This window comes from Pseudoalteromonas neustonica (assembly GCF_001653135.1).
Classification (GTDB): domain Bacteria; phylum Pseudomonadota; class Gammaproteobacteria; order Enterobacterales; family Alteromonadaceae; genus Pseudoalteromonas; species Pseudoalteromonas neustonica.
Map to the genome: position 1 here is coordinate 59,074 of NZ_BDDS01000021.1, position 12,342 is coordinate 71,415.

Consider the following 12,342-nt stretch of genomic DNA (forward strand, 5'->3'; position numbering starts at 1 on the left):
TTTAAACAAATATATAATTTAGTCTAGGGCGTGTTGACCTTTCGTGATTGATTTTACAGCCGTATGTTAGGTATTTAGGCAAGGCAGCGCCTATGGTGTGTGGTCGTTCCCCATAAATAGGCGATAACGCAGTATAAATTCCAAACATGCGTTGCCCAAAGGGTTCTTCCTAGGGGCGATTAACTCTTTGTTACTTACACAGATTTAGGTAAGGGGCGTGAGCAGGGCGCACAAGCTTTGCTCGATTTTTACTTATTCTCACATGGATGTGAGCCAGTAGAATAACGCAGGAGCAGTTATCGAGCCCACTCGATTTCAAACCTCGCGCCGCGATTAAATCGCCCCTAGATTGAACAAATGTCAATCCACAAAGGTCAACACGCCCTAGTAAAAAGCAGACCCGAAACTTATTCAGTAGATGTATCTGCTTTAAATACGATTATTGTTGTGAAGCTATATAATCAAGCGCACCGGCAATCGCAGCAACTTGTGCAAGAATACATTCTTCATCCGTTGCTGTTGGGCTATCTGGGTATACCTCAGTTGTTGTTACAAACTTTGCATCGCTAAAGCCCATGCATAAACCAAGCTCGCGTGCCGCATAGTTGATAACGCCAAATTGCTCTTGCGGCACGCCTATTAATTGGTTATTTTCATCACTGGGTGCAATGTGTGTTATTTTTGTAACGTTTTCAATAATAGCCTTTTGAAATTCTGCCGCAGGTTTCGCTGAATCAGCAACTAAATAAAAACCATCAGGAATATTCCAATTAGTATTAATTTTACCATCGCGCGCAGCAAGTGCAGGGCGAAACTCACTGTTATCGGTGTCGGTTGTTTCGTGTAGATCAATATGTGCAACTAGCTCAACACCAAGCCCAGCAATGTAAGCCATCACATTTGCAGATTCAGGGGCAGGGCTATTAGCATAAAAAGAACGGTTAGGATCTATGGCAGCTGGATTCCAGCGGTTTATTGTTTCATAGCCCCACGGGCTGATACAGGGCGTTACCACAAGGTTAAAATGCTCACTGTAATGTCTACCTAATGTTTTAATAAACCGAATTGCACCATGCACACCGCTGGTTTCATAGCCATGCACACCACCAGTTACTAATACGGTTGGTTTATTGTTTTGCCAATTACGAGATTTAATAGCAAAGAGGGGGTAATTAGCGTCTTGATAAACAAGTTCACCATATTGTTCAACATCACACTCATCTGTAAGTTCATTTATTAATGACACAACATCATTGTGGTAGCTACGCTTAATGTTTTGAGAATCGAACCATTGTTGTTTCTCATCATCATTCCATGAAATGTTAGCTGTTCCAATTGGATAAATAGTATCGCTCATAAAACCTTCATTAGTAACAATAAAAAAGACAGCTTATCGATGGATTCTTCACTTCGCAACTAACTCTAAGCAATAGCGGTATATAAATTTACATATTGTCGTTTATGAACACTAAATAAATAGTCGCGAAGGTGATCTTTCCCTTCATGAATATGAGTTATTTTAGCTGCGATACCTTGCTTATTTTGTCTAACTGGTTCAATGCTAATAATGATGTGTTTTTTATTTGGCAGATAAAATTGCATTCTGTGATGAGTAATTAAAGGCACTTTATTGCTGATTGGTTTTAAAAAGATCCCGGTGCTAGATATTGACTCAATTTTAAACCCATCACTTTGTATATTTAAATTGTCTAATCGCCAACTTCGTTGTGTACCTGTGGTGTCAATAACTTCAGGTGAGCTAAGTATCGGGGTTAACAACCCTGATTCATCAGTTTTAAATTCTAAAGGAAACCACAACTGATAGTGACCGACCTCAGCGAGTAAAGTCAACTTAGCATTAATAAATAGATTCGCTATTTTAGCCGGAATATCACTTTGCACAGTCAGGCGTTGATTTGCAGGTAATTGCTGCTTGGCTTGGCCTTTAAATAAGTTTGATAAAAACTGTTGTTCATCATTAGAAAAGTCCACGCAGTACCTCCTGTACATAAAATAGCAACTTGTTATAAATAACGACTTATTACCCTAATTTAGGCTTTAATAAGTCGGCATGTTTAAAATGTTGTTATATTTTTCAATACAATACGACAGTGTTTAACAGTGCTCGTGTAAGCTTAAAATTCTGCGGGCTAAGTAAACACTGTCACCAAAGCATGTTTAATTAACGGCGTACAAAATAAAAACTTGAATTTTATTTGAAAACATAAAATTATCGGAATAGCCATTATTCACTCTTCATAAAGCAAATTAATGAGGATGCAAAGAATAACGGTGAAATAGAAGTGAGGGGAAATATAATTGGTCGGTATGGAGAGATTCGAACTCTCGACCCCTGCCACCCCATAAAAATAAAGATTAGATTTAAGTAGAAGTAAGTAGCTGCAAGTAGAATATGTTTTAATTTAACCCTCTGTTATAAATGGTTTAAATTTAATTTATTAGTATAGGTTAGCTCTAAGTAGAATTAAGTAGTTGAATACAGTTGGTGCTACATATATGCTGCATGTACTTTATTTTTAATATTTGGTGCTACATATGTCGGTCGTGAAAATGTTATTGACTGATTCGTTATTAAGCTCAGTTCCTGAACCTATTAAACGGATAAATGACACAAAGTTAAGTGGATTTCATGCACGTGTAGGTAAAACACAAAATGATAAAAAGCGTAAAATTGCACTTTACTTAAATTATCGTTTTGGTGGCATCAAAGGCAAACAGCGTAATTACCATTTGGGGTACTTTGGCGAGTGTGATTTAAAAGATGTGCGCAAGGAAGTCGAAAGTCTAAAAGGGCGTGTTGCTTTAGGTGAAGACGTATACGAAACAAAGCAGGTATCACTAAAGCAGCAGTTTATCGAAGATACATCACCAACCGTTGATGAGCTTGCTAAAGAGTTTATTGAAAGAGACATTAAAGTTAACCGAAAAGACGTAGATCCTGTAATTAGAATGTTCAAAAAAGACATTTTGCCCTTTATAGGCAACTATAAGCTCAAAGAGATAACTCGGCGTGACATTCTTAATAAGGTGCTTGATCCAATAAAAGATCGGGGCTCAAATACCCAAGCAAATAAAACACTCTCTATTTTAAAACAAATGTTCGACTTTGGTGTTGAGCGAGACCTTATGCAGGGCAATCCTGTTAGCACAGTTAAAAAGAAAGGCGTGGGAGGTCTTGAGAAGTCAAGAACTAGAGCGCTGGAGTTTGAAGAAGTGATTCAAGTTTTCGAACGCTTACCAAAGCTAGGTATCAGCCAGCAAGTTATTTACGCATTGAAATGTATTACTTTAACCGGTTGTAGGCCAATAGAGGTCACAGGCGCACAATGGCAAGAATTTGATTTTGACAAAATGATATGGACAATCCCAGCCGAGCGAGTAAAGCAAAACAAAGATGGCGAAAGAACCCATAAAGTACCGATTACTCAAAATATGGTTATTTTGCTTGATGAGTTACGTGCAGCATTTGGCTATCTCAATTCTAAATATGTATTTCCGAGTACAGCAACTAATAAATCAGGCGCAGGTGAACAGCCTATTGATAGGCACTCACTATCACGCTCCATAAGCCGTAAACTAGAGCAATTGGGAGTCCCAAAATTCGTACCTCACGATTTAAGAAGAACAGTCGCTACTCGGTTAGGTGATACTGATATTGGAACAGATCCAATAGTGATTGAAAAAATACTAAATCACCAATTACAGGGAGTGCAAGGCGTTTATAATATGCAGGAGTATATGGAAGCCAGAAGTAAAGCTTTGGAAGAGTGGGGGAGAAAATTATTTGTATAGATATTTAGTAAGGCTACACCATTTGGTCTTATATAGTCATGAAAGTTGATTAATTTAACAGAAAGATATGGGTTTTGAATAACTAACTATTCTATATTCTTGTATATCTATGAATAAGACATCTAATAGTAAAGATATATATTAATATATTTAAGGTCAAAGGACCGACCTTACAATGAATAGTAAAAAATACGGGAGGTGATTTTTGAGTTTAAATAATGCACATGAAGGCTATGACTATCAAGACTTGATAACAAGCTACTTTATTTTAAAAGAAATTTTAGATGGTAATCTTGATAGTATATTTTCAATTGATAAAAAGAATACCACAGGAAATATCCCTGATAGATTTGATGACTTAGTCATTACTAATGGTGCTGAAATACAGCGGAAGCAGATTAAGTACAGTAATGACACAGTATCAAAAATACTAATAAAAGATTACCTTTCAGGTGATACTCATTACAAAATAGCAATCCATAAATTATTTGAAACGTGGAAAAACCTTAAAACCCCTAATACTGAATTTAGATTATGCTTAGCTTGGGACGAGCCAGTTGATCAAAACATTACAAGGATTTTAGAGGTACAGCTTGATAGATCATCATTCAATAATTTTCCAACAAAGGTTTTCAAAATTAACCTTGACCGATTATGGGAAGAAAATCCAGAAAATTTTAATCGCTGGAATAGCTTAAAAACTTATGTAGAAGATAACGATATAAATAGAGCTGACTTTAATGATTTTTGTAATGATTTACTTATTGAGGTCAACTTACCTAAAGCAAGTTTAAAATTTAATAGGCCAAGTCAGTTAGAAGAAATACTAATAGAACAAGCTCAAAAATTAGGTATTGAACAATACCCAAATGATGATATTTACATCTCTGATTTTCTAGAACGATTAGCTAAATTAACAGGGGTGTATAGAACACGCTCAGCTCAAGTTTCAGCAAAAGATATACTTATTGCACTACGAGTAAGAACCGACTTTGGTCGAATAGAGCAAAAATTCGAAGTTGACCAAAATAAAAACATTACATCAGATGAAAAAAATAGTTTATTTCTTGAAAATGCTATTACTAACAATAAAACGTTATTACTCGGTGAGCCTGGTGCAGGCAAGTCATGGTTCTTAACCAACTTAATAGAGTATTTGACACGATATAACCATGCTGTAATACGACACTATTGCTTCACGAGTACAGAAGATCCTTTGTCTGATAAGAGAGTTAGTTCAGATGTTTTTTTTGGTAATCTAATAAGTGAGATTGGTCAAAATTTTCCTGAATTAAAAAAAGAAAAAAATAATGTACTAGCAGCTAACTTAGAAGAGTTAAATCTATTACTTTCTGCTATTGAGGTACCAATCATAATCATAGTAGACGGTTTAGATCATATTAATAGAGTTTTGAAAAATTCAGTTACTTTATCTAAAGAAAAGACAAAAATTATTGAATACATATCGAAGATCGAACTACCTAATAATGTCAGTATTATATTAGGTTCTCAGCCAACGGATGAAGTTGACGTTTTAACAGAAAGTTATGAATTTATAAAAGTACAATTACCTAAGTGGGATATAGAAAACGCTAAAGAATTGATGGACAGGTTTGAATGTGAAGACATTCAAATTAATGATGGAAATCTATCGATTCTACTTCATAAAAAAAGTGAAGGGAGTCCACTATATTTGACTTACATAATAAAGACTCTTAATGATTATCAAGCTATTACTGAAGAGCTTATCGATAGCCTGCCTAAATATGATTTAGGCCTAAAAAATTATTATGAATATTTAACAAGTCAAATAGGCAATAATACAACGTCTGAAATACTATCTTGCTTAGAGTTTGCAGTTAGTAAAAAAGAACTCAAAGAAATAATACCGATGAAGCGTCATTTTAATTCTGACATGAAAGTATTAGCCCCTGTTATATCTGAGAATAGCTCTAGGGGAGGAGTAAAGTTATATCATGATAGCTTTAGGAGGTTTAACATTGAGAAACTGTCTTCTATAGAAGACATAAAAGAGATATATGAATATATATCAAATTGGTTGATTAATAATGACTTCTATGAAAATGATAAATCTTACAGATATTTATTAAAATACTTAATCCTTTCAGAACGATATGAAAACGCGAGTGCGTATGCAGAGAAAAGCTTCTTATCCAAAAGCTTATATTACGGTCATTCAGAGACGTTAATAAAGAATAACTATAAACATTTCTTACACATAGCAGAAAAATTACAAGACTGGCCTCTATTTATTTATTCAGGTGAGTTACATAGAGCTATTTCAACAACAAACTCTGAGGAAAATCATAGTCAGTTTTTAGATAATTTCGAACTATATTTTGAAGCAATTTGTTCTATCTATGGGACAGAAAAAGCTAATTCATTTTTATTTTTTAATAGCGAAAAAAACTATAGTGACAGAATTACAGCCAAAGGTTTTGCGATATTGCAAGAATATGGATACTCACCACATTGGGAAGAAGTAAAAGGTTTATTTGAAAGTGGCGTTGCATTTGATGATTTTAAATATTTCATTTGTTATAAAATTCAAATAAAGAGTTCATTAGATAAAATCTTCAATTCTGTTTTATCTGATAAATACTCTGATTATCTTAGGGTTTTTATTGTAGAAGTATTTAAGAGTAAAGGTTTTGAGGTGATACTTCATCATTATAAAAGTGTTAATGACGATGAAGATAAAACGATCGCAGTTAAAATAAATGCTGCTCTAGAGAGAACAAATTGCGAACAAAGAATTTCGATTGCAGATGACAAACAGCCTTCTGAAATAGAGCCTTTAGATTTAAAATTTATAGATGAGCATATAAAAAACAATGAATTAGATAAGTTTTACTTTAATGTTGAACGATACGCACAGTTCGATATAAAAGCATTAATTGAGTTTGAAAAAGGAATAGCCTCACACAATTTTGTGCGTAATTGGATAAAGTATTTTATTAGATTATTTATAATTGAAAATGATTTATCTGATACAAATAAAGAAAAAGCAGTTATAGAAAACATTAAATTTCTAGCTAGCGATACAGATCGATTTAAAGGAGCACCAAGAGCAGTAACTTTTAATTATACCCATAGTAGCTTAATTGAGCATACTATTGAGCGATCTTTAAGGTATATAGTTTCAAAAGAGTCATGGGAAGAAGTAATCTCAAATTTGATGAAAGTACCACATCCAATACTGCCGACAATAGAAAAAAAATTCTTAAATGATAAAAATATTCATTTGATTATTGATGCCTATGATCAATTTGATCAAGCAGAAGACAATGAATATTATGAGCATGCAGGCTACTCATTCAGAAAATCCATTTATTATGGAAAAGTAGGAATGGTTAATGAAGCAAAACACGAGCTGGAAAAGGCTCTTTTGTTAATTACAAGTTACACCTCTCGTAAAGATACAACACTGACAGAGCTTATCGAACCGATACCTGCTATTAATAATATTAATCCAGACTTTGCCAAGCAATATGCTAAAAGGCTGAAGTACCTAACTGACGCCGTAATGAAGCATACGGAAGAGGGGAAGGGCATTAGATGGCTGACTATAGACTGGTTTGAGCAGCTTTTGAATGTTGATTATGAGCTAGCCACTATATACTTAGTTAATGAGTTTTTAACGAATGAGTATTTTTGGAAATTGGATTACATGCTTGTTTCATACTTACAACAAAGCAATCACGTTGACCCCGTCATTCTTAATTTTTTATATAAATTGTCACCAACAAATATTAGAAACAATTACCTTGATGGATTTCTGGATGTAATTGCTAGACTAGAAGTAATAGATAAAAAGTTAGCAGAGCTATCACTGATCAACTTATCAATTAGAGATTGGAATGACTCTTATAATGAATTAAAAAATAAAACGGGAACTAAGTTTTACCAATTGATGGATCGGTTCGGAATAACCTATTTAACTTATAATAAAAGGTCGGAAAATAAAACAACAACTAATATTTATAAAAATGAGAAATTAGGTGAAAATTTAACTAAACAGCTCTGCAAAGAAGTTTCATTGAAGGGCAAAAGTGAGCTCGAATTATTAGAGTATTATAAGAAAGTTGAATTATCCGATGAAGATTTAAATTATCTTTATTTCTATCTGGAAGAAAGTAGTAATGATCAACTTGCTACAGAACTGTTAATTCCAATTATAAAAAAACGATTCCCAAGTGATGGTGAAGAGCATTTTAAGAAAATGCGGACTTTAATTAATCAATTGTCATTGTTGGATGCAACCAAAGTTTATCTACTTATTCATAACTTTGTTTATTCTAAAAATGGCTGGCTTTCTAACTTTGTTGACAAAGAATCATTAAAAATCGCGGTAGAAATTGATAAAGATGAATCATTAAAGGTATTGGCAAAATCACTGCGTAAAATATTTTCCACTTCCGATTATTTATATAAATATGCTGCTAACTTGATTATTGCATTTGAATACGCAGGCTTAGAAGATGAATCTATTTTATCAATGTATAAAAATAGTTTTGATTTTGTTGAAAATAGATTACCAGATACAAATGATTTTAAATGGGAAAGTTTAGAATGCACTGAAATTTCAGATATGAATCATGATGAGCTTGCTATCGTAGTGATTCTTAGCAAGACAAAAAACTTAGATTCATTTGTACATAAGGATATTATTGTAGCTCTTAGCTATCTCATGAAACACGATGGTTCATTATTAATAAAACCGTTCAGGTGGTTTTTTAATAATATAGAGTGTTTTCATCAATTGTCAGTTGCAAGCATATTAGAGCTTTTATTGATCGAAAGTGATAATCATTCTTTATTCATAAATAGTATTAAAGATGAAATGAGAAACGCTCTCGTTATAGATAATTTATATATACACAATACTGTTCAAGATATTTTAAATGGATCGGAGCATGAATAAACAAATTTTAGATAGTATAAACCGAAATAAATATCTTGTTTATTTAGATAATTTAGGTGTTGATATTGATGTAATAAAAGTGGAAATATTGGAAAATATTAATGAAGATGGAGTGGATGTATTTGTCAACCGTTCTCATCAACGATTATCTCCTAATATATACCTCGATAGCTTAGTTTTTGAATGCGTGTTCAAGTATTTATATGACGAGTATAAAACCTCTGTGGTTTTTGAAAATGAAGTAAAACTAGATATAAAAACAATTATCGCCACTTCTAGGGCTTTAATTCAAAGACCCTGCATACAAAAACCTTCTGATATAGTGGAAGGTTTTAAAGAGCCTGATTATGAAGATGGTTTTAGAGTAATATCAAGGTTTGAAAGGGAGCTTAGTGAGAATCATTATGGAGAAAGAGGAAAAAACAAAGGTGGTGTTATATTTGAAGGTTTACTTCCATGTAAAATAGAAATGAACCCTTTAGTTGAGAAATATCCGTCGAATCATATTTGGGAAAATAGTTACTATCTTGAAGAACCAGTTATACAAGGCTTTAATGCAAATATTAATAGCATCGAACCTCAATACGTTTTATGGATGAATAGCGATTTATTGAACATGCTTGGACTAACATTAGATAATTACAATAATGGGCTAAGGGCACTGAATAGTAATGATGAAATCGTTTTAATATTTAGGTGTTGGAGGGATCAGTTAATTGGTAATGGTGCTTCATTTGTTGGAGCAGACTCAAATATTGCAAAGTTAGAAGGCTGTGACTTGATATTAAGAGAAGACTATTTCAAGGAACTCAAAAAAATAATTCCTAATCTAGTCTATTTTACTTACATTATTTAGCTTAAGCTAATTACGACTCATGATGGTGAATAGGCTTTTAGAAATAGTGTTACAGGGTCATTTTACCTTAAATATACCTCAGTGATTTCTGGTCTAAAATGTCCCATCTCTTGTGAAACGGTCTCTAATGCTATTTGATACGGATATTGGTTAAGTATCAGCTCTAATAGCCTTTCTTGTGCGTAGCTATGCCTGAGTCCATGTGCACCGTTGGAAAATGAAAGAGTACGGTTTGATGCTTTATTAAATGAATCCGACCACTTTTTACCACCTCCAATATCGTAGCGCTGCAAGTAGTTTATTTTTCTATCAACAACAGTGGCAGGTTGTTTAAATTTACGAAGTTCTAATTTAGCTGATAAATCGTGAGGTATTAGTACTTCGCGTGTTAAGCCTCCTTTGCCTATCACGGTATATAGCACACCGTTTCTACCAGACCATTTTGAATCAAAAGCTGGTCGTTTATCTGCTTTGCATTCTTCAACTTTGGCTATGGTCAACAATTCATGTGCACGAAGCCCCGCAGAGAGTGCTATTTGTGTTGATAATGAATATTTAGACGTTTGGTGCTTACTTATTATTTGTGCTTGCTCTGTGGTGTAGGAACGTGATTTAAGAATTTGCTGATTAATTGATTTAATAACAGGGAGTGTTTGCTTATCTTTAAGTTTGCCGTTTAGCCTCATCATTGCTTGTATAGCTTGGCGCTCCATATCCAGTGACTTTTGACCCACTATTTCTTTACGGTAATCTAAATAATTGAGTGCTTGATCGATGGTCATTGCCTGAATACCGTTTATGCCAATATCTTTAGCCCAAGAGGCAACGGTGTTAAGTGATTGCTCGTAGTTTCTGGCAGTTCCAAGAGACTTTATAAGCTTACTTTTTGTAAGCCCTTTTATGACATTGTGTGCTTGAGTTTTTGGTTTCGCAAATTTAGCCATGTTTTTTAATCCATCTTTGAATTGTTGACCAATGAGCATTGATACCTTTACGCTTTAGCCAGCGCTGAAGCTCGACAATGTTAGAACCTTGCTTATAAATTTCTATTAGCTCGAATTTATGTTTATCAAGCTTAGATGCTTTTTTACGGCTTCCAGCGATTAACTTACTTTCAAATTTTAGTTTTTGGACTTCGATTAGGGCATCGAATTTCATGGTATGACTCCAGTCGTATTAAGGTTGTAAGATTGACTGGCAATAAAGCTCAGCGGCACTTAAGCCTATTCGCCCCTGTTTTTCGCATATGCGAAAGGCTCGGACTGATCTCGCCTGATTATTAACCTCATTTCTACGTGTTGTCAGCAGCTGGAGTGCGCCGTTTTTGATTGGTTACAAAAATAAAGATGACACCCATCCTAAAATTTGTATTTTTCATGTTTTTTACTAGCTTTAGGTTAGTATGAAAAATAAACAGGGTGTCCTATGGCTATTGCAAGAAAGCGTCAAGTAAGTTTGGTTGATACAAAGTATTATCACTGTATTTCACGTTGCGTTCGTCGTGCTTTCTTGTGCGGTGAAGATCGTTTCACAGGCCAATCTTTTGAGCATCGTAGAGGCTGGGTTGAAGATAAGCTACTTGCATTAGCCAAGGTGTTTTGCATTGATCTATGTGCCTATGCAATCATGAGTAACCATACCCATTTAGTCCTGTATGTAGATGATAAAAAAGCGAATCGGCTAAATGATAAAGCCATTGTTATTCGCTGGCACAAGCTCTGTAAAGGCACCTTACTTACTCAAAAGTATGCGCGGGGTGAAAAACTGAGTAATGCTGAACTTATCTTTTTTAATCAAACAGTAAAGCAATACCGTGAACGGCTAGCAAGCATCAGTTGGTTTATGCGATTATTAAATGAAGACATTGCCCGTAAAGCCAATAAAGAAGATAACTGCACAGGCAGGTTTTGGGAGGGCCGCTTTAAATCACAAGCCTTGCTTGATGAAGCCGCACTCGCCGCCTGTATGGCCTATGTAGATTTAAACCCAATCAGAGCAAAAATGGCGCAAACACCGGAAACATCTGACCACACCAGTGTGCAAAAACACATTGAAAGCGCAACAGAGAGCAAGCAACCAAAACAATTATCAAGATTTGCAGGCATGCCACGCCAAATCATGCCAAAAGGGCTACCGTTTGAACTTAAATCTTACCTTGAACTGATTGAATTAACAGGGCATTGTATACGAGAAGGTAAACGCGGGTATATTGAAAGCACATATTTACCTTTACTAGAAAGAGTAAATATCTCCCCAGAAAACTGGTTAAAACTAACCACGCAATTTACGCGCGTATTTCATGGTTCAGTAGGCAGGGCATCTTCACAAGAGAGTTACTGTGAACACTTGAACAAAAAACGGCGTAGCAACGTCAGCAACTGCGAAAAGCTGCTGGCATAAAGTTAAAGGTCCTCAATAAAAATTCATATTGCAATTATGCAGTCATTTTCATGCGCGTAATTTAGGCTTAAGAGTACTATTAACTCATTTAATGGATGGAATGAAAGCAACCTAGAAATAAAAGATAAATTATTAGCCTAAAAAGTAAATTTAAAGGAGCAGCAGTGTTTGTTAAATTAAAGTGGCTGTCTTATTTGTCTTTCATTATCGAGGGAATTCAGAATGTCTTACGAACATCTTAACAGTTTCGAACGAAAAGCTATCTACTATCGATTCAATAGTGGCGAAAGCTGCCGATCCATTGGTAAACTATTAAATCGACACCATA

9 protein-coding genes are annotated in these 12,342 nt (G+C 34.5%); 5 read left to right on the forward strand and 4 right to left on the reverse strand.

Annotated features, from left to right (window positions below):
• Positions 1–439: 439 nt before the first annotated feature.
• Positions 440–1,357: a M14 family metallopeptidase gene (locus A7967_RS19130; RefSeq protein WP_054206543.1), complete on the reverse strand. Its 918-nt coding sequence runs from the start codon at positions 1,355–1,357 to the stop codon at positions 440–442.
• A 65-nt stretch (positions 1,358–1,422) separates the two neighbouring features.
• The gene (locus A7967_RS19135; protein WP_064435979.1) at positions 1,423–1,992 is read right to left on the reverse strand and encodes a hypothetical protein; all 570 of its coding nucleotides are present in this window, start codon (positions 1,990–1,992) and stop codon (positions 1,423–1,425) included.
• A 564-nt stretch (positions 1,993–2,556) separates the two neighbouring features.
• Here A7967_RS19135 and A7967_RS19140 point away from each other — a divergent pair.
• The 3 genes from A7967_RS19140 to A7967_RS19150 all read left to right on the forward strand — a co-directional run bounded on the left by A7967_RS19140 (position 2,557) and on the right by A7967_RS19150 (position 9,614).
• Entirely contained in the window at positions 2,557–3,813 is a 1,257-nt protein-coding gene (locus A7967_RS19140; protein ID WP_054206545.1) for a tyrosine-type recombinase/integrase, read from the forward strand.
• Positions 3,814–4,018: 205 nt separating this feature from the next.
• The gene (locus A7967_RS19145) at positions 4,019–8,758 is read left to right on the forward strand and encodes a P-loop domain-containing protein (protein WP_064435980.1); all 4,740 of its coding nucleotides are present in this window, start codon (positions 4,019–4,021) and stop codon (positions 8,756–8,758) included.
• Positions 8,751–9,614, forward strand: coding sequence for a hypothetical protein (locus A7967_RS19150; RefSeq protein ID WP_064435981.1), 864 nt, complete (start codon positions 8,751–8,753; stop codon positions 9,612–9,614). Before A7967_RS19145 ends, A7967_RS19150 begins: the two co-directional genes overlap by 8 nt.
• A gap of 62 nt (positions 9,615–9,676) precedes the next feature.
• Here the strand turns inward: A7967_RS19150 and A7967_RS19155 are convergent, their stop codons facing one another.
• Together A7967_RS19155 and A7967_RS19160 are read right to left on the reverse strand one after the other, a co-directional pair.
• The gene (locus tag A7967_RS19155) at positions 9,677–10,558 is read right to left on the reverse strand and encodes a site-specific integrase (protein WP_054206548.1); all 882 of its coding nucleotides are present in this window, start codon (positions 10,556–10,558) and stop codon (positions 9,677–9,679) included.
• Positions 10,551–10,772, reverse strand: coding sequence for a hypothetical protein (locus A7967_RS19160; RefSeq protein WP_054206549.1), 222 nt, complete (start codon positions 10,770–10,772; stop codon positions 10,551–10,553). Before A7967_RS19160 ends, A7967_RS19155 begins: the two co-directional genes overlap by 8 nt.
• Positions 10,773–11,039: 267 nt before the next feature.
• Here A7967_RS19160 and A7967_RS19165 point away from each other — a divergent pair, with 267 nt between their 5' ends.
• Together A7967_RS19165 and A7967_RS22890 are read left to right on the forward strand one after the other, a co-directional pair.
• Positions 11,040–12,014 carry a hypothetical protein gene (locus A7967_RS19165; RefSeq protein ID WP_054206550.1) on the forward strand — a complete coding sequence of 325 codons (975 nt, stop codon included), beginning with the start codon at positions 11,040–11,042 and terminating at the stop codon, positions 12,012–12,014.
• 222 nt (positions 12,015–12,236) lie between these two features.
• Positions 12,237–12,342: helix-turn-helix domain-containing protein (locus A7967_RS22890; RefSeq protein WP_157756425.1), on the forward strand; the 106-nt coding region annotated here is incomplete at its 3' end.